11 protein-coding genes and 1 pseudogene are annotated in these 20771 nt (G+C 55.5%); 5 read left to right on the top strand and 7 right to left on the bottom strand.

The features are described from left to right. Nucleotides 1-54: 54 nt before the first annotated feature. The 6 genes from HH216_RS11935 to HH216_RS11960 form a co-directional block, all read right to left on the bottom strand. Complete coding sequence (locus HH216_RS11935; RefSeq protein ID WP_169551020.1) at nt 55-2190, bottom strand: glycosyltransferase family 39 protein; 2136 nt, start codon at nt 2188-2190, stop codon at nt 55-57. After that, the gene (locus HH216_RS11940; RefSeq protein ID WP_169551021.1) at nt 2183-3271 is read right to left on the bottom strand and encodes a DegT/DnrJ/EryC1/StrS family aminotransferase; all 1089 of its coding nucleotides are present in this window, start codon (nt 3269-3271) and stop codon (nt 2183-2185) included. Before HH216_RS11940 ends, HH216_RS11935 begins: the two co-directional genes overlap by 8 nt. Before the next feature lie 83 nt (nt 3272-3354). Next, nucleotides 3355-4608, bottom strand: a complete 1254-nt coding sequence (locus HH216_RS11945; RefSeq protein WP_169551022.1) for an ABC transporter ATP-binding protein — start codon at nt 4606-4608, stop codon at nt 3355-3357. Between the two features lie 10 nt (nt 4609-4618). After that, nucleotides 4619-5449, bottom strand: a complete 831-nt coding sequence (locus HH216_RS11950; protein WP_169551023.1) for an ABC transporter permease — start codon at nt 5447-5449, stop codon at nt 4619-4621. Nucleotides 5450-5540: 91 nt separating this feature from the next. Continuing rightward, entirely contained in the window at nt 5541-6659 is a 1119-nt protein-coding gene (locus tag HH216_RS11955) for a hypothetical protein (protein ID WP_169551024.1), read from the bottom strand. A 13-nt stretch (nt 6660-6672) separates the two neighbouring features. Beyond that, nucleotides 6673-9291, bottom strand: coding sequence for a polysaccharide biosynthesis/export family protein (locus tag HH216_RS11960; RefSeq protein ID WP_169551025.1), 2619 nt, complete (start codon nt 9289-9291; stop codon nt 6673-6675). A 250-nt stretch (nt 9292-9541) separates the two neighbouring features. Here HH216_RS11960 and HH216_RS11965 point away from each other — a divergent pair. The 5 genes and pseudogenes from HH216_RS11965 (at nt 9542) to HH216_RS11985 (ending at nt 18331) form a co-directional block, all read left to right on the top strand. After that, a pseudogene (locus tag HH216_RS11965) lies at nt 9542-11442 on the top strand (DNA topoisomerase IV subunit B). 298 nt (nt 11443-11740) lie between these two features. Next, nucleotides 11741-14914, top strand: coding sequence for a SusC/RagA family TonB-linked outer membrane protein (locus HH216_RS11970; protein WP_169551026.1), 3174 nt, complete (start codon nt 11741-11743; stop codon nt 14912-14914). A gap of 14 nt (nt 14915-14928) precedes the next feature. Continuing rightward, a complete protein-coding gene (locus tag HH216_RS11975; RefSeq protein WP_169551027.1) occupies nt 14929-16407 on the top strand; it encodes a RagB/SusD family nutrient uptake outer membrane protein in 1479 nt (492 codons plus the stop codon). Between the two features lie 89 nt (nt 16408-16496). Further along, nucleotides 16497-17570 carry a prephenate dehydratase gene (gene pheA, locus HH216_RS11980; protein ID WP_169551028.1) on the top strand — a complete coding sequence of 358 codons (1074 nt, stop codon included), beginning with the start codon at nt 16497-16499 and terminating at the stop codon, nt 17568-17570. Between the two features lie 68 nt (nt 17571-17638). Beyond that, complete coding sequence (locus tag HH216_RS11985; protein WP_169551029.1) at nt 17639-18331, top strand: sulfite oxidase-like oxidoreductase; 693 nt, start codon at nt 17639-17641, stop codon at nt 18329-18331. 100 nt (nt 18332-18431) lie between these two features. Here the strand turns inward: HH216_RS11985 and purL are convergent, their stop codons facing one another. Further along, a complete protein-coding gene (purL, locus tag HH216_RS11990) occupies nt 18432-20690 on the bottom strand; it encodes a phosphoribosylformylglycinamidine synthase subunit PurL (RefSeq protein WP_169551030.1) in 2259 nt (752 codons plus the stop codon). Nucleotides 20691-20771 lie beyond the last annotated feature (81 nt).

Raw genomic sequence — 20771 nt, forward strand, 5'->3', positions numbered from 1 at the left:
TCTAAGGTTTTGTGGCAGCCAACGTTAACCATTGAACCATAAACCTTAAACTATCTATTTCAGCTTGCGTAAATAATAGTCTTCACCGGGCACGATAACGGCCTGACGCATGGTGGTGTCGGTACCAAGCCGCAGGTCGCCCGGTTGGGGGGTAATGACGCTTTTATCGAAAAACAGATAATCGGCGGCCTTGGGAATGGGTTGCACGCCCTGCTCAAACGGGTTGATAGTGATGAGTCGGCGCGACAGGTGAGGACCGTACAGCGGGTATTCGTAGTCGTCGTTGATCGTGCCGAGGGCCACCGTCGCTGTGTCGGGTACGAGTTGGTTAAAGCGCTCGTAAGGCGTGTAGATATCGGGTCGGCCGAGCGTCATCTGACGGATGCGATCCGAGGCAAAAGCCGATGGGTAAGCAATGCCATCGGGTGCACGCCAGGGCAACGGCAGGGCACGGATGTTCAGAAACACGCATAGCACAGCCGATAGACAGCCAAGCCCCGTTACCATACCGACATAGATTTTGCCCAGAAAATGGCCCGGGTTGGTAAATGTCAGTCTGGGGCTCAGTAAGAGTAAGCCCGCAAACGGCGCGCTCATCAGCCCGGTTTCGATAAAATAACGCCCTTTAAATGGGTCGTACGGTGCAGAATAGGATAGGGTTACGAAGTGTAGAAGGACGGCTACCGCCAGAAAAATGTACGGATCATCGAGCAGTTTAGGCGTCAGTCTGAGCCAGCGAACCAGCGACAGAATAAGCAGGGGGAGCAGTAGCCCAAAACCAAAAATACCCCAGTACGGGTTGGCATTGAAAAACACAAACCGGCGATCGAAAGCGAAGGGCTGAATCGAGAAGTCGGTTTCCTCATCGAGCCGCATATGCAATTTAGCCTCCAGCCAAACCAGCGGCTCGCGCATCAGATGATTCAGTCGGTTACCCGTTGGCAGGTTACGCAGCCCGTCGAGGTTGATGTGGTCGAAACTGTAGCGTACCAGGTTTCGGCTGCCCTGCTCCAGCAAATTCTTCAGCGATCCCGCCCGCTCAACCGACTGGTGTTTTAGGGCGGTTGGTGGGCCGATCGGGTGGCCGAAAACTTCAATGTTCTTCAGATAGCCCGTCGGCAGCGTCCACAGGCTGACACCGATAAGGATTGCACCCGCGAGTCGCAGCGTCCGACCGACTGTGGTGGCCAGCGAATCAGACAGAAAGACGGTGTAAATCATGATGACAAACACCGATGGCAGCAGCAGCGCAAACGTGATCTTGTGCCCAAAGGCAATTCCGAAAGCCATACCCGCCATGTACAGATAGCGGTTGTCGCGGGTTTGCCGATACGTAAATAGCATGTACAGTACCACGCTCAGGTAGGCCGTCAGTACGATGTCGGTTTCGGTGGTGATGGCCTGCATCAGAAAATCGGGCACCAGTGCATAGATCAGGGCACATAAGAAACTGGCCGTCATGTTGGCCCGACCAGTGGTTAGCTGACCGATGCGCTGCACGATACCGAACACCGACACAATAGCCGTCCAGTAGCTGAGGTGATGGATGAACTTGAACCCGTTTTCAAAATGGTTCGTCATCAGAAACCCGTAAATCTGGAGCGTGCAGACGCTTTTTGGGTAGGTATCGATGTTCCAGTTCGTACCACCAAAATGACGCATCGTACCGCGCTGCACGTACTGCATCACCCGATTCAGGTGGCCCGTCATGCTGTCCCACTCATTCGGCACAGTAAATAGAACCAGCAACAGATTCGTAACGGCAATCACGCTCAGCGTGAGCAGCAGCACCAGAAAAATAATGTTCAGATAAGGCGGCAACGATTCAAACCACTCCACACCAAGCTTACGTCGGTCGGCTACTAACGCCGGTATGGAAAAGGGGGTTGGCCGACCTGCCAGCCAACCCAGTACCCCGCCAACGACCGTTGCCGTGACGAAGACACCCAACCCCCAGGCCAGCGTGTTTGCTGTCAGATACAGGGCCGACAGCACAAAGCCCGTCAGGATGACGCTGCCCGCTCCCAGTAGAAAGGTTGTCAGCCACCAATCCGTCAAAGAAGGGCGGGCGATGCGACTCGCCAGATGACCCAGATAAATCAAAAACAAAACCAGCCCGGCCAGTTTAGGTAGCAGCAGGGCACTATCGGTCAGGCCGCTGAGCAGGATGCTGTTCAGAAGGCTAGACATGATTGTTTATGATGGTGGCGATACGGTCGACGTCGGATTCCGGCAGGTCGGGGTACATGGGCAGCGCCAGCACCCGCAGCGCTACCGACTCCGACACAGGGCAAGCCTGCGCCTGTCCCGCGCCCGGCGGCACGGCGAAAGGCAGCGTGTTCAGCGACGGATAAAAATACCGGCGTGGTGTAATCTCGGCAGCTTTCAGCGCGTCGACCACGCGCAGCAGCGTTTCTTCCGACTCAAACACCACGGGGTAGTACGCGTAGTTGTATTCGATGCCGGGTGTCAGGGCGGGGCGGGAAATCTTATCGAAGTTCAGCCGGGCGTCGTACCAGCCGAATACCTGCTTCCGGGCGGCAATCAGTTCGTCGACTTTGGGTAGTACGCACAAACCCATCGCTGCGTGCAGCTCCGAATTTTTGGCGTTGATCCCCACGCTGTAGTAATCGTCGTTGCGGTGTCCGAAGGAGCGATACCGCCGAAGCGTCAGGGCCAGCTCATCGTCGTTCGTAACGATACAACCACCCTCAACACTGTGAAATACCTTCGTTGCGTGGAAGCTACAGGTGCTCACATCGCCATAATTCAGGATGGCTTCACCGTTGTAGCGGGCACCAAACGTGTGGGCCGCGTCGTAGATAACTTTCAGGTTGTACTTGTCGGCAATCGCCTGAATGGCTTCGATCCGGCAGGCATTACCGTACACGTGCGTCGCCATGATCGCCTGCGTATTCTCTGTAATCAACGGCTCGATCTTGTCGGCGTCGAGGCAGAAATCATCCGGGCGAATGTCGGCGTAAACGGGCGTACACCCTTCCCAGAGTAGCACGTTCGTTGTGGCCACGTAGGAGAAAGGCGTCGTGATAACTTCTTTGGTGATATTCATGGCCTTGAGGGCCATTTGCAGAACAATGGTACCGTTTGAGCAGATCAGCAGATGCTTCACGCCCAGGTACTCTTTCATCTGTTCCTCCAGCTTCTGCAACAGCGGCCCGTCGTTCGTCAGGTGCACCCGATCCCATACTCCTTTGAGCAGGGCCGTATATTCGTCGAAGTCGGGTAAGTACGATTTGGTAACGTTAATCATAGAGAGAGGCCGGTGCTGGCACTCGTTTACACGGCAGGCGGTAAAGTGCTGCGAACCGGATGCGGAGATCTAAACCCCAGAACTTATTTTACTGCTTCCTCGAGCATCCCGATCTGAAACGGGAACTGCGGCCGGACGTAGCCGGGCCATTTTCCGTACCAGGCAATGCCCTCGCGGTAGTCTTCCACGTCGAACGTCAGGCTTTCCTCCATCGTAAACAGGGGCGTCACGGTATCTTTCACGATCATGACCGAGATTGTGTACGATCCGTCGTTGAGGAAATAACCGGGGATAACGCACTCGCCCGCGATGACGCCCGGCCCGTACGGCTGCGATTTCGTGCCGACGTTGAAGATGCACTCGCCAGTCAGCGAATTGAGGTGCATCGACAGATTCAGGTTAGCACTGTCCATCATGTTCCAGAACTCAAACCGGAACTTCATGGGGGTTCGCACGTCGATGTGCGTCAGCTCGTCCTGATACTCCGGGATCAGTTCGATGCGCTTGATGCGCACCAGATCGTTGCCCGGCGCGTTTTCGGGCGTGTCCCACTCGCGAAGCAGCCGCGTGCGTGACACTTTGCTCAGGTACGTGGCAACAACCTGATTGGTTTCACCCTGCTCCAGCAGTTGCCCTTTCTCAAAGTAGAACGCTTTGTTGCACAGCGCCTGCACCGCCGTCAGGTTGTGGCTGACGAACAGAATCGTACGACCACTGGCGGAGTTGTCGCGCATCTTACCCAGACTTTTCTTCTGAAATTCAGCGTCGCCAACGGCCAGTACTTCGTCCACGATCATGATCTCGGGGTCGAGGTGGGCGGAGATGGCAAAACCCAGGCGAACGTACATGCCCGAGGAGTACCGCTTGACGGGGGTATCGAGGAATTTTTCGACCCCGGCAAAGGCTACGATTTCGTCAAACTGCTTGCGGATTTCACTCCGGCTCATGCCCAGCAGCGAACCGTTGAGGAAGATATTTTCGCGACCGGTCAGTTCGGGGTGGAAACCCGTCCCAACTTCGAGCAGCGACGCTACCCGGCCCCGAATTCGAACCGACCCACTCGTCGGTTCGATGATTTTGCTCAGGATCTTGAGCAGCGTCGATTTACCCGCGCCGTTGTGACCCACGATACCGACCCGGTCGCCCTGCTCGATGGAAAAGCTCACATCGCGCAGCGCCCAGAACTCCTCGTGGGTGGTGGTAATTTTATCTTTCTTCTGGCCGAACAACTGCCGGAAATTCTCGCTCACCACATCCCGCAGGGTATTGACGCCCTTACCTTTCTGGTGGTCGATGATGTATTGTTTGCTGATGTTTTCGACCGTAATGACCGACATACTAATTGCGTTAAATATCGTCTACAAACGAGTTCTCGCGCTTGCGGAAGAAGTAAACCGACAGAATCAGACAAATACCCGTCAATACAACGGATGCCAGCAGGCTCTGCGGATTGAAATAAGTTTTACCCCCCAGCAAAGCCCACCGAAAGCCATCGATGATACCCACCATTGGGTTGAGAATATAGATCGGGTACCAACGTTCGTCGGCTACCAACTGACTCGTGTAAGCGATTGGGCACGCGTAGAAACCGACCTGTACGATAAAGGGAATCAGCTGCCCGATGTCACGAAATTTCACGTTAATGACTGCAAAAAACAGACCGAACGCAAACGCAGCCAGTACTGCCAGCACCACAAATACCGGGACCAGCAGCAAATGCCAGTCGGGTATGAACTGATACCAGATCGCCAGCAGGATAAACAAGCCCAGCGACACCAGAAAATCAAGGAAGCTGACGGCAATTGAGCTGAGCGGCATCAGCAACCGGGGAAAGTATACTTTCGTGACCAGATTGGAGTTGAGCGTTACGCTGTTGCTGATCTGCGTAAAGGCCGTCGAAAAAAACGTCCAGATCGTGATGCCGGCCAGCACCATGAGTGGATAGGGAATACCCGGATCACCTTTCAACTTGGCAACCTTGCTGAATACGAAGACCATGATGAGCATGGTTGTCAGCGGGCGAATGAGGCCCCAGGCCATGCCCAGAGCCGTCTGCTTGTACCGAACCGATACGTCGCGCATCGACAGAATCAGCAGCAATTCACGGTTGCGCCACAGGTCTCGCCAGTAATGTTTCTCCGAGCGGCCGGGCTGTATAACTACCTCTTGTGTTTTCAATGATTTATGGTTTTCGGTTTTCAGCATTCAGTTTTCAGTGGATGCGCAGGGATGAGACCGTCAACTGAAAACTGAATACCGTAAACCTCCTCTATTGCCCCTGCATGATGGAGCGATAGGTTTCCCGCAAAAATATGACAATAAGCGCCAGTATCAATCCCAGTGCAATACCGATTTGCATGCCGACGGGCGTGATAACCTCCCGGTAAAGAGGCAGCGTAACCGGTTCGATGATCGTAAACAGGGGGGCTTCCCGGATCAGCGACAGACGCATGTTCTCGGCGTTTTGCAGCGCCTGGTAATAAATCGTTGTCAGGAAGGTCGAGTTTCGGGTCAGCTTGTTTTGCATCATCTGCCCCTGCGCCACCACCATCTGCTGGTTCTGATCCATGTACTGGGCCAGCCGCCGTTCGGTACCGCTCATCAGCCCGGCAATCGAGTCGGCACGGGCGGTCAGCAGGTCGTACATTTCACGTGTCTTCTTCGTCTGCTTGCTCCGGTAATCTTCCTCGATGGTTTCGAGGTGATGCTCGATAAAACTGGCCGCCAGCATTTCGTCTTCCATGCCGCAGCGTAGTTCCATGAACGACGATTTCCGCTCGGGCTGCACCACGCCAATTTCCGCTTTCATGCGGCCATAAATCTGCGACATCGCGATCCGCTCCAGCTTCGTGTATTCGCTGGGCTTTTTAGCGCGGGGAAACGAGAAGGCGCGCAGGGTGTCGCTCTTTTCCCACTCCTTGTCGCGAATGCCGCTGTGCCGGATGTAATAGTTGACAAGCAGGGTGTCGACACCGTTGATTTTAACGGTCTTCATTAACGTCTTCTCGACAACCGGGCGCGATTTAGCGTAGACCAGGAAGTTTTCGCCGACGAAAATATTAGCGTCGGGGGCTCCCTGACCAATACCAAAGGCACCTGCCAGCGCGCCCAGCTCACCACCGAACGAACTGGAACTACCACCACCGCCGAGGTTGAAGGTCATCGTGGCGGTGTAGACGGGAGCTTTCTGGTTGAACTGATCGTAGATAAACCCGATAGTGGCACCAATACCGATCAACGCGACCAGCAGCAGCCAGTTTCGGCGGACGACATCCTTGAGCCGGAACAGGCGGAGAACGACCGATTTGGGCGAAATCTGATCCGGGGGCAGCGGGCGGGTAACCATGCCGTTTGGATCGTTGGCCGGGGTTAAATTAGTTGGTATCATGTGAAAAGAGACCTTAGCGATTTACGGTTGCACTCAGGGCAATAACCAGCCCAATCACCGATAGCAGCGACGAAATCGTACCCGCCGTAGTGCTCAGCAGTTGCTGGGGTGTAAGCGGATTCGACGTTTTGCGCGGTACAACCACTTCCGAGCCTGGCTCGACGCGGGGGTACACGTTGAAGAACATGAACCGGCGTGTCCGGTCGACTGAGCCGTTGGCGTACACGACGAACGCCCGCTTGCGCTGCGACCGCTCCGTGAAGCCGCCGGCATTGGCAATGTAGTCCTGGAACGTCTGGCCAGAGCGGTATTTTACCGTGTTGGGCAGCAGCACTTCGCCATCGACCCGTACCGTTTCCAGCACTTTCGGAATCCGCAGAATATCGCCTTCCTGTACCAGAATATCTTCCGACGAGCCCGGGCGATCGATGATGCGCTTCAGGTTGATACCAATTGATTCGGGCCGCTCGGCCGATGGTGCCTGCACCTGCACTACCGATTTACGATCGATGTCCGACAGTTCCGTGATCGATTGCTGCTGCCGGGCCAGTTCGTCGGGGCTCAGCCGTACCTGCCGCACCAGCGTTGCGCCTTCGACGTATGCCTGTGGCGTCAGACCACCAGCCAGTTGAATCAGGTCCGAGATTTTCTGGTCTTTGCGCAGAATGGCGTACGAGCCCGGCAGAATTACTTCACCCTGCACCGCTGCGTAGGTCTGCACGAGGTAGTTGGGCGAACGCCGGATGATGATCTGATCGTAAGGCTCCAGCAAAAATCGGTTCTGATCGTTGGAAATCGACAGGTCACGGTTGACATTGAAGCGGAAAATATCGGCGACAGAGGCAGATGCTGATTTTGGGTCGACATCTTTCTTGCGCCGAACAACCTCTACCTGCGAAGCCGCTGCCGACTCCTTGAGGCCACCCGCCCGAATCAGGGCGTCGTCGAGGGTCATGTTTGCCATGAACGCCATCTCAGCGGGTTTGTTCACTTCGCCCTGTACGGTGATGTTAGCCTGTTCAGCCAGGTCAAACCGCGACGGGATGATGACCTGATCTTCGCGTTGAAGCGTTACATCGGGGTCGGTGCCAGCCAACACGTTTGCCAGATTGACGGTGATGTTTTCGATCGCCAGATCTTCGCGGGTACGGATAATCGTGACACGGCCCGTGAAGGCGTCGCCTTTCAGATTTTCCGCCGACGCGATCAGTTGCTTCAGCGTTTTGTTGTCGTCCAGTGAGTACTGACCGGGGCGGTACACAGCCCCTTCGATCGTTACCTGATTCTCGAACCGGTCCAGCAGTTGCTCAACCGTGACCAGGTCACCGTCCTGCATCGTAAAAGCCTTGAATTCCGGGGCCGTTACGTCGATGATTTTGCGCTCCCGATCGGTCAGGCGCTGTACTTTGATTCGGCCCTTGTAGGAATTGGCCGCAAACCCACCCGCGTAGAACAGCAGCCGGTCGAGGGTTTCGCCGGGCAGCATTTCGAAGATATTGTTGCGCTTTACCGTTCCCTGAATCTCGACCCGTTCGATGTACGGTTCAAACCGGATGTTGTCGTTGTCCTGAAGCCGCAGGTCGTTGCGTTGGGTACCATTGAGCAGGTAATCGTACAGGTCGAGCGTAGCCGCGACCCGGTTATTACGAATCAGCTGCACGCGCCGGAACGAACCCAGTTCGCTCGGGCCACCCGCCTGATAGACGGCATTCATAACCGTCGACAGCGACGACATCGTGTAAGTGCCCGGCCGGATAGCATCGCCCGTTACCGTTACGCGGATGCTGCGGATACTACCCAGCGACACTTCCAGAAAGGTATTCTGCGGGCCATACGACGACGTCTTCAACCCAACAAACTTGGTTGCCAGCCGCCCGACCATCCGGGCTTTAGCCTGTTCGATCGTCAGTCCCGATATGAAAACGGGGCCGATACCGGTGGCCTGCTTGAAATATACGTACCCTTCGGGCGATACCCGTTGGGTGAAATCAGCTTCCGAATAGCCGTATAACTGAATGTTGAGCTGGTCATTCGGCCCGACGATGTAGTTACGGGGCGTCGCCATCGTCAGGTTCGGCTGAAACGTCGTCGCCATGTTCGGGTCGCTGAAGATCGAACTGCCAAAGAGTTTCCGGCGAATCTCGTTGCGCTCCCGGTTCCGGGCCGCATCGTAGCCGTTTTCGATTATCTCCTGCTGCGTCACGACCCCGTTGGTATCGGCCTGCGTGTTGGCACCAAGCTGGGCTGGTACTTCGCCATTAACAGTACGGCCGTCCTGCGCGGTCGTGGCTCCGTTCTGGTTAGACGTCTGGGCATTAGTGCGGCCCGTTGGTACGTTGGTGCCGGGTGTCTGCCCGCCCGCCCGCTGAATCTGCTGGCGAACGGCTGGTGGCAGTGAATTGGGGTTGACCCCGGCGGGCAACGTTACGTTACCACTGGCGGGAGCGGTCGTCCCACTTCCCGACGATGAGCCGCTGCCGGTCGCGCCGGGTGTCACCTGCGCGTTGCTGGTCAGCCCGGTAAGCAGGCCTCCCATCAGTACTAATGCCGGTAACAAACGGGGGCGAAACGAGGCTGTGGCGGGAGAAAAAAAGTTTGCCGGGAAGATGATGGAATCTCGCGTTTTTTGCATATTTTTAAGATGCCGAAAGCAGGTTGTCCTGAATGCAAAACACCCTGTTTCTAACGACACAGTTGAACGCTTAGTACGTTTCATAGTTTGGTCGGCAAAGTAAACGAACTTTTGTTGGATTGTAAATGATTTCTTAAGCTACGGACCGCCCGTCTGACTCATTCTTAGGGTATGACTTTTCCAATGTTGAGCGAAATAACGTTTGTGATTCCAGCGGTACAATAGTTTTACTACTACAAATATAGTTGAAATGACTGAAACGGCAAATCAGCCCGTGCAATACAACGAAGACAGTATTCGCTCGCTCGATTGGCGTGAGCACATCCGGCTCCGTCCGGGCATGTATATCGGCAAGCTGGGCGACGGTTCGGCTGCTGACGACGGTATATACGTGTTGCTCAAAGAAACCGTCGACAACTGCATCGATGAGTACGTAATGGGCTTCGGTAAAACCATTGATATTCGCGTTAGTGACCACCGCGTCGACGTGCGCGACTACGGCCGGGGTATTCCGCTTGGTAAGGTTGTCGAGGTTGTATCGAAAATTAATACCGGAGGTAAGTACGATTCGGGGCTTTTCAAAAATCGGTTGGGCTGAACGGTGTCGGTACGAAGGCCGTCAATGCGCTGTCTACCTATTTCCGGGTGCAGGCCTTCCGGGACGGGCGTACGGTCTGGGCCGAGTTTAAGCGGGGCGAGCTGGTACAGCAGGGCGATGAGATGACCAGCGAACGAAACGGTACGCTGATCTCCTTCGAGCCCGACGATACGGTGTTCAAAAACTTCCATTTCATTCCGCAGTACCTGGAAAACATGGTCTGGAATTACTGCTACCTGAACGCCGGACTAACCATCTCGTTCAACAAGCAGAAATACGTTTCGCAAAACGGCTTGCTCGACCTGCTGCGCGACAAGACCAAGAAAGACGAAGAATCGTTGCGGTACCCGATCATTCACCTGAAGGGTAATGATTTGGAGATTGCCATGACCCACGGTAATGCTTACGGCGAAGAATATTACTCGTTTGTGAACGGGCAATACACAACGCAGGGCGGTACACATTTGCAGGCCCTGCGCGAAGCGATCGTTGACACGGTTCGGAAACACTTCGACAAAAACTACGACGTCGCCGACGTTCGATCCAGCATCATCGCGGCTGTTAGTATCCGGGTGCAGGAGCCGGTGTTCGAGTCGCAGACCAAGACCAAGCTGGGTTCTATTAATATGTCGCCGGAGCCGAATGCGCAGTCGGTCAACTCATTTGTAAAAGATTTTGTCAAAGAGCGGCTGGACAATTTCCTGCACATGAACCCCACCGTGCGCGATGCGCTGCGGAAGCGAATCGAGCAGTCGGAGCGGGAGCGCAAGGAACTGGCCGGTATCAAGAAACTGGCCAACGATCGTGCCAAGAAGGCAAGTCTGCACAACAAAAAACTGCGCGACTGCCGCAACCACCTGCCCGACGCTAAGGCTGAAGACCGCTACCAGTCGACGCTGTTCATCACCGAAGGCGACTCGGCCAGTGGGTCTATTACCAAATCAAGAAATGTGCAGACGCAGGCCGTATTCAGTCTGCGCGGTAAACCCCTGAACTGCTTTGGCCTGACCAAAAAGGTCGTGTACGAAAACGAAGAGTTCAACCTCCTACAACACGCGCTCGACATCGAAGACGGGCTGGAAGGGCTGCGTTACAACCGCATTGTAATCGCCACTGACGCCGACGTCGACGGGATGCACATCCGGTTGCTGATGCTGACGTTCTTCCTGCAATTCTTCCCGGATCTGGTGCGGAATGGGCATCTGTATATCCTCGAAACACCGCTGTTCCGCGTACGTAACCCACGTAACCACAAGGAAACGACTTACTGCTATTCGGAAGAGGAAAAGCAAAAGGCGATCGATAAACTGACGAAGGGCGGCAAGAAAGTCGAGATTACCCGATTCAAAGGGCTGGGCGAGATTTCGCCGGAAGAGTTCGGCTTGTTTATCGGCGAAGACATGCGTCTGGAGCCGGTTATCGTGGAGCAGGAAACGTCGGTTGCCAAACTGCTCAGTTACTACATGGGTAAGAACACGCCCGATCGGCAACGCTTTATTATCGATAATCTGCGGGTAGAGAAAGACGTAGACGAGGCCGCACTGGCCGGATAGGTACTGGTTCAATTCCAAAAAATGGGTTCCCGGTGGCATCGACTGACGATGTCACCGGGAATTTTTATTTATATGGACTATATAACTGATAGACAATTCATTGGGTCGAATAGTACTGTGACCTTACAGCGGAAAAATCAAATTGGTTGTCGGATTAGTAAAATAGGTGTATCGAAATTTTATATATGAAAAAGTTCGTCTATTGAAATTTATACAGAATATTATTCTGATATGTTGGTCGATCATTACTTTTGAAGCTTGATTAAAGAAAAATTAAAACACTTTATTGGCTAACTCTATGAGAAAAGTTCTATTACTAAGCTGGTTACTGACGGTTGTTTTGTGGTTGCCCGGCTGGGCGCAGAGCAACGTCATTAGCGGCCGGGTCACTGCCGCCGACGACGGGTCCGGGCTACCGGGCGTGAGTGTACAGGTAAAAGGAACAACGCGCGGCACAACAACCGACGCGGAAGGTAATTACCGAATCAACGCGGCATCGGGATCGCGGCTGGTGTTTAGCTTCATCGGCTATACCTCGCAGGAAATAGCGGTTGGCAACCAGACAGTACTGCCGGTAAAACTGGAATCAAGTGCGACTGAATTAGCCGAAGTTGTCGTGCCGTTTGGCGTGGCTAAGCGGGCAAACTTTACCGGTTCGGCCGGTACAATCAACGCGGCTAACATCAGTGCCCGGCCCATCACCAACGTCGGACAGGCATTGTCTGGAGCGGTGCCGGGGGTGCAAACGACGGCCGGTAGTGGGCAGCCTGGAACGGCCCCCGAGATTCGGATTCGGGGTTTTGGCTCTATCTCGTCGGGTAACGACCCGCTGTACGTGGTCGACGGTGTTCCGTATTCGGGTAGCATCGCCAACATCAGCCCTAACGACATCGAGAACATCTCGGTACTGAAAGATGCCGCGTCGACGGCCTTGTACGGGTCGCGGGCGGCCAATGGCGTGGTTGTAATCACGACTAAAAAGGGTACCAAAGACCGGAGTTCGATCAACCTGCGGTACACGAAAGGATTTAGTACGCGGGGTTTGCCTGAGTACGACCGCGTGGGCCCTGCGGAATACTACCCGCTGATGTGGGAAATGTACCGCAACAGCATCGCTTACCGGGCTACAAACCCTGTAGCCCTAGCAACGGCGAATCAGGATGCATCGAATCGGCTGGTGAGCCTGACCGGGTACAATGTATATAACGTACCGGATGCCCAGCTTGTTGATGTGAACGGCCAACTGAACCCCAACGCGCAACTGCTGTATTCGCCGGATGACCTGAATTGGGAAAAGCCGCTGATGCGGCAGGGTAACCGCGACGAACTGAACGTAAGCTTCGCCGGGGGACATGAAAAGTCCGACTACTTCATTTCGCTGTCATACCTGAACGATAAGGCGTATATCCTCCGCTCGGATTACGATCGCTTTACGGGCCGGATGAACATCAATTCGCAGATGAAATCATGGCTGCGGACGGGCGCGAATCTGGCCGTTACGCTTACCAAATCGAATCAGGCGGATGCGGATGGCAGTACGTCTTTCGTCAACCCATTCTACTTTTCGCGGAACATCGGTCCGATCTATCCCGTCTACGCCTACGATCCGAAGAATCCGGGTACGTTCCTGACGGATGCCAACGGCGACCGGATTTATGATCTGGGTAACCTGACATCGTTGGGCTTACCAGCCCGCCCGGCATTCGCGGGTCGGCATTCGCTGGCAGAGACGGTGCTGAACCAGAACTATTTCCGGCGTAACGTACTCAGCGCGCGTGGCTTTGTCGAAATATCGTTTCTGAAGGATTTCCGCTTTACGACCAACGTTGGTACCGACATTACGAACACCAACTCGTACACCTTCGGCAATACGCTGGTGGGTGATGGTGCTCCGGCGGGTCGGGCTACGCACGAGTTTCAGAACATTGCCAGCTATAACCTGAACCAATTGCTCAACTACGGGCATTCGTTTGGTCGGCACAATATCGAAGTGCTGGCGGGGCACGAAAACTTTCAGGTCGGCGACAACTACCTGACTGGCTCGCGCTCGCAGCAGATTCTGGACGGCAACTACGAACTCATCAACTTCACAACCACGACTAACCTGTCGTCGGTAGCGAACGTGCGCCGGGTTGAGGGCTTTCTCTCGCGTTTCAACTACGACTACGATCAGCGGTATTTTCTGTCGGCATCGGTTCGGCGCGACGGGTCGAGTAAGTTCTCGCGGGCTACGCGCTGGGGTAACTTTTACTCGATCAGCGGAGCATGGCGGCTGGATCAGGAGGATTTTGTACGGTCGATACCAAACCTTAACCTGCTCAAACTGCGGACGTCGTATGGGCAGACGGGTAACGACGGCGGGGGCAACACCGCCGGGAACGCTGCGATCAGCTACTACGCCTGGCAACCGCTGTACAACCTAAACTCGAACAACGCATCGGAAGCGGGTATCATACAAGCAAGTCTGGGGAATGCCGGGCTGGAATGGGAGTCTAGCAACGCCTTCGACGTCGGCCTGGAGTTTGGTTTGTTCAACAACCGGGTGAGTGGTACGATTGAATACTTCGACCGCCGGTCATCGAACCTGATTTTCGACGTGCCGCTGCCGCTATCGGCGGGTATCTCGACGGTTACGCGCAACATCGGTACGATGTATAACCGGGGTGTTGAGATAGAGCTGGGGCTGGAGCCGGTTCGGACGAAAGACTTTACCTGGCGTATCGACCTGAACGCTACGAGCATTCGGAATCGCATCACGAAAATGCCGGACGAAAACCCGGAAATTATCGACGGTACGAAAAAGCTGGCCGTCGGCCGGTCGATCTATGATTACTGGCTGCGTGAATACGTAGGGGTAAACCCGGCCAATGGGGATGCGCAGTATCGGGCGGTTAACTACGTAGCGGCCAATTCGCGAATTACGGAATCGGGAGACACGCTGACGTCGAGTGTCAACAATGCCCGTTACCGGTATGCGGGTACGTCGATTCCGGCAATGTCGGGTGGTATCACCAACACGGTCCGCTACAAAGGGTTGTCGTTGTCGGTGCTGGCGGTTTACCAGCTGGGCGGCAAAACCTACGATGGTGCCTATGCTTCGCTGATGAGCGTCGGAGGCTATGGCAATGCCAAGCACGTCGACATCCTGAACCGCTGGCGTAACCCCGGCGACGTAACCAACGTGCCGCGTATGGATGCGGCCCGTACCTCGGACTTCGATGCTGGTTCGGACCGATGGCTGATCGATGCCAGCTACTTCAACGTCCGCAACGTAACGCTTTCGTACGCGATTCCTAATGTGCTGGCCCGCAAGGCATTCCTGCAAAACGCGCAGGTGTACGTAAGCGGTGAAAACCTGCTGATTCTGTCGCGCCGGAAAGGCATGAACGTACAGCAGAACTTCAGCGGGGTTACCAGCAACGCATTTAGCCCGGCAAGAAGCATCGTACTGGGCGTCAACTTCACGCTATAAGCCGTCAACAACTCATGAAAAAAATACACCTGACACTGGCATTAGCAGCGGGGCTGCTGGCCGGTGCCTGCAAGCAGGATTACCTGGATACCGCCCCCACGGGCAGCGTCGACGCGGCTGCGGCCTACGCGACGACCAAAAATGCGACGGCGGCTATCAACGGTATTTACCGGGCGATGGTTGTACGTTACCTCGACTCGCAGGGGCACTTCGGCCACCCGGCGATGATGATTATCAACGACGTGCTGGGCGAGGACGTCATCATCAGCAATACGTCGAACAACTGGCATCTGGCCGAAACGCGCTGGCAGGCCCACCGTTCGGAAACGTCGGCGGGCGATCAGCTGGGGTACCAGTTGTATTACCGCCTGATCGGTAACGCCAACGTTGCCATCGCCAACATCGACAACGCAACGGGCACACCCGCCGAGCGCAATCAGGTCAAAGGTGAAGCACTGGGCCTGCGGGCGTTTTCGTACTTCAACCTGGTGCAGCTATACGGTAAGCGGTACAACGCGGCTACGATCCCCAACAGTCAGCTGGGTGTTCCGCTGATTCTGGTGCCGACAACGACCGGGCAGGCCCGCGCAACGGTTGAAGAGGTGTACACGCAGATCAACAAAGACCTGGCCGACGCGGCTACGCTCCTGACGTCGACTCGTCCGTACAAGTCGCACATCAATCTGGAGGTGATTCGTGGGTTTCAGGCCCGCGTCGCGCTGACGCAGCAAAACTGGGCCGATGCGGCAAAATTCGCGGCACAGGCTCGTACCGGCTACTCGCTCATGACGACGGCGCAGTACCAGGAGGGCTTCGCCGACATCGCTAACCCGGAGTGGATGTGGGGTTTTGATCATATCGAAGATCAGACAGAGTACTTCGGGGCGTTTCACTCGTATATGTCGGCCAACTTCAACTCGACCAACATCCGCGTAACGCCGAAGCTTATCAACAGCAAGCTCTACGATCAGATTCCGACGACGGACGTACGCTCGAAGATGTGGGTGAAGTCGCCAAACACAACGAACTCAGTCGTGCCGACGGGCGGGATACGCGTAGCTTACCTGAACCAGAAATTCCGCCTGCCCGGCACGCCCTCGACCAGTACGATGGGCGACGTACCGTACATGCGGGTGGCGGAAATGTACCTGATCGAAGCTGAAGCACAGGCCCGGCTGGGTAACTCGGCGGCATCGGCAACGGCGCTGTACGACCTGATCAGTAAGCGCGATGCTGCCTACACCAAATCGACAAAAACCGGAACGGCGCTGGTCGATGAGATTCTGTTCCACCGGCGTGTCGAGTTGTGGGGCGAAGGCTTCCGCTTTACCGACCTGAAACGGACAAACCAGCCACTCAACCGCAACGGGGCCAACGTCAACACGGCGGTAGCGGTACTCTTTGACGTAGCCGCCGGTGACAATCAGTGGGAGTTTCTAATTCCGCGCCGGGAAATCAACGCCAACGCAGCCATCGTGCAGAATCCGTTGTAAGATAGTTCAACGTTTGTAGTTCAAGGTTTAAGGTTATTGACCAAATTCGCAACGTTAAACTTTGAACTATAAACGTTGAACCGTTTTTAATGACCCTCGAATCGCTCCGTAACAATATCGATGCACTGGACGATCAGTTACTGACGCTGCTGAATCAGCGGATGGAACTGGTGCGGAAAGTGGGTGAACTCAAACGCTCGGCCAACACGGTGATTTACCGGCCCGAGCGCGAAAAACAAATCCTCGACCGGCTCCACAGTCAGAATACGGGCCTGCTCAATCAGGCGGCTATCGAGGCTATTTTTCTGGAAATCTTTGCCGTTTCGCGCAATCTCGAACTGCCCGAACGGGTATCGTATCTGGGGCCGGAGGGGAGCTTTACCCATCAGGCCGCCGAGAGTCGGTTTGGGGCGATGAGTGCATATATGGCCCTGCCGACCATTCGGTCGGTGTTCGAGAGTGTCGAGACGGGGCGGGTGCGGTTTGGCGTCGTGCCGATTGAAAACAACCAGGAAGGTGTCGTCAACGAGACGATTGACCTGCTGCTGGAGAAAGACCTGCGCATTGCCGCCGAAGCGCAGATTCCGGTGCATTTTACGTTTGCCACGCAGACGGAGAACCTCGCCGAAATCACGCACATTTATTCAAAAGACATCGCTTTTCGGCAGTGCAGTCGTTTCCTTAACGACTCGTTCGACGGCCTGAACGCTGAATTTGTCCCGGTTGAATCGACGTCGAAAGCGGCTAAACTGGCGGCTCAACAGCCGAAAACAGCCGCGATCTGCTCGCAAATCGCGGCCAAGCTATTCGACGTGCCGGTGTTGTTCGACAACATCGAAAACTCCGATCTGAACCGTACCCGCTTCCTGATTCTGGCCAAAGAGTTCGTCAATCAACCAAGTGGTAACGACAAAACGACGCTGATCGCCCGGCTGGCCAACACGCAGTCGCCGGGGGTACTGGCCGAGTTTCTGCAATCGTTCAACGCACGGGGCATTAACCTGACCAAGATCGAAAGCCGCCCGCTACGCGACGGGGCTACGTTCCGCTACTGGTTTCTACTCGAATGCGAAGGCCACGCCGACGACCCGGCTCTGCGCGACGTGATGGCGCAGTACGCCAACGAAGTGAAGCTGCTGGGTAGCTACGTGCGGGGGGCTTAGCCAACCGATTGGTTGAGAAAACTACTCGCCAGCTGTCGCTGTTATGTCAACGGATAGATACTTGAGAAATGGAAGCCAACGATAAAACGGATAAAATTGTCGAAGCCCGGATGAAACTCCGTCGGCGGTTTGAGGAGAAGATGGCGCAGACTCCATCGATGACCGACGAAAAGCCACGCGGTTCGGGGCCGATCAATCGGCACGGTATGCCTGCTACACCGGTCGGGCAGACACTGACAACCAAGTGGCCGGTGCTCGATCTGGGTTACCAGCCCAGCATCCCACTCGACAAGTGGCAACTAAACATCGACGGGGAAGTCAACAACCCGGTTCGGTTGAAGTGGGAGGATCTGATGGCCCTGCCGCAGGTTGAAGATACCAGCGATTTTCACTGCGTGACAACCTGGTCGCGGCTCGACGTTCCCTGGGTGGGCGTGCGCTTTATGGACCTGGCCGCGCTGGTCGATCCGAAGGGTACGGCAACCCACGTTATGTGTTACGGATACGACGGTTACTCGACTAACGTAGCCCTCGAAGAAGCCCTCAAACCCGATGTGCTGCTCGTGCACACCGCCGATGGCCAACCCCTGACCCGCGAACACGGTGGGCCCCTGCGAATGATTACGCCCCAGCTGTACGCCTGGAAAGGCAGCAAATGGATCAAGCGCATCGAGTTCATGGATAAAAACAAACTCGGTTTCTGGGAAGAGCGGGGTTATTCCAATACGGCCTATCCGTGGCGGAACGACCGGTATTCGTGATTCTGAATTGATATAACGCAAAGGGGTCGGCATCACTGCCGACCCCTTTGCGTTCTTAATACCCAGTGGTGTCAGGTCCCCGACCTGACACCACTGAATGCTAGCTCATAATCGCTTCCAGCGAGTAGTTGTACAGGGCCTTCGCTTCGTGCGAGGTGAGCACCTGCTTGTCTTCAATCGAGAAGCCCTGCCCGGTGACTTTACCCAGATACTGGAATGGCAGGATGCTGTCGTTGAGGTAGCCTTCCAGATGCTCAACCTGATCGGGCGAGATCGTTATGACAACGCGGCTCTGTCCTTCGCCGAACAGGAAGGCGTCGGTACGGTGCCGCTCGTCGGTGCCGATAGCAAAGCCTTTGTCGCCCGTCATGGCCGATTCCGCCAGGGCAACGAACAAGCCACCATCCGATACGTCGTGCGCCGACTGAAGCCAGCCGTTACGAATCATCGTTTTGATACCTTCCTGCACGCGCCACTCGTCTTCAAACAGGAAATATGGCGCGGGCGACGCTTTGATGCCCCGGTACGAGTACAAATACTCCGACGAAGCAATATCGTTTGACGATGCGCCGATGAGGTAAATCAGGTCGCCTTCGTTCTTGAAGTTCATCGTCATGCGATGGGTCGGATCTTCCATCAAGCCCAGCATACCGATGGTCGGCGTGGGGAACACCGGACCGTCGTCGGACGATTGGTTGTAGAAACTAACGTTACCGCCTGTAACGGGGGTGCTGAACCGGCGGCAGGCTTCGCCCATACCCTGAACAGCCTCGACAAACTGCCAGTACACTTCCGGTACGTAGGGGTTGCCGAAGTTCAGGTTATTGGTAACGGCCAGCGGTTCGCCACCCGTACAAACAATGTTGCGGCAGGCTTCCGCTACGGCGATCATCGCGCCCTTGCGGGGTTCGGCGTTTACGTAGCGGCTGTTGCAATCGACCGTGATGACAATTGACTTGTCAGTGGCGGGCAGGCCGGGGCCTTTCACGCTGACAACAGCGGCATCCGACGGGGCGTTGGTGCTCCGGTTCGCCGTACCAACCATCGAATCGTATTGCTCATACACCCACCGGCGCGAGCAGATGTTCGGGTGCGACAGCAGGTGTTTGGCAACTGCCGTCAGTTCATCCGCCGTAACGTCATCGACATCGTCGGGGTTGAACTTGGCGTATTCCTTAATGTACGCCGGTTCTTTGTATTCGCGCTGATACTGTGGCGCCCCACCACCGAGCACCAGATCATAGGCCGGTACGTCGGCGACGAGTTCGCCGTATCGGTAGAAATGCAGACGACCCAGGTCGTTTTCGCCTTTGGCCACTACTTCGCCAATCTGCGCGCAGTTGAGGTCCCACTTGTCGAAAATGCCCTGGATAACGTCTTCCTTGCCTTTCTCGATGACGACCAGCATCCGCTCCTGCGATTCTGACAGCAGAATCTCGAACGGAGCCATATTGGGCTGACGGGTCGGGACTTTGTCGAGGTCGATAATCATGCCGTGCTCACCTTTCGCGCTCATTTCTGAGGTCGAGCAGATGATCCCGGCGGCACCCATATCCTGAATACCGATGACGTGACCCGTGGCGATGATTTCGAGTGTTGCTTCGAGCAGCAGCTTCTCCATGAACGGGTCACCGACCTGCACAGCGGGCAACTTATCGGTCGAGGCTGCGGTAATGTCTTCCGACGCAAAGGTGGCTCCGTGAATACCGTCTTTACCCGTCGCCGAGCCAACGATAAACACCGGGTTGCCCACGCCGTACGACGTTGCTTTGGCTACTTTACCCGTTTCAACGATACCCGCCGAGAACGCGTTGACGAGCGGATTGGTGTTGTAGCATTCGTCGAAATACAGCTCCCCGCCAACGGTTGGAATACCGAACGCGTTGCCGTAATCGCCGATGCCTTTCACCACACCGCGTAGCAGGCGCTTGGTTTTAGCCAGGCTCAGATCGCCGAAACGCAGCGAATTGAGCTGGGCGATGGGCCGGGCACCCATCGTAAAAATGTCGCGGTTGATCCCGCCCACGCCCGTTGCGGCACCCTGATAGGGTTCCAGCGCCGAAGGGTGGTTGTGCGATTCGATTTTGAACGAACAGGCCAGCCCGTCGCCGATGTCGACCAGTCCGGCGTTTTCTTCACCTGCCTTGGCGAGCATCCGATCGGAGTCGCGGGGGAGGGTTTTCAGCCAGACAATCGAGTTTTTGTAGGAGCAGTGCTCCGACCACATCACCGAGAAGATACTGAGTTCGGTAAAGTTGGGCTGACGGCCCAGAATGTCGACGATTTTGTCGAATTCGTCGGGGAGCAGGCCCAGCTTGCGGGCGGTTTCGAGCGTTGGCAGTGATTCGGTTGCGTCCATGTGTAAAGAGCGAAAGAGCGAAAGAGTGAAAGAGCGCAAGGAGTCGCGTCAGCTTTTCGCTCTTTCGCTCTTTCACCCTTT

This window comes from Spirosoma rhododendri (assembly GCF_012849055.1).
GTDB lineage: Bacteria > Bacteroidota > Bacteroidia > Cytophagales > Spirosomataceae > Spirosoma > Spirosoma rhododendri.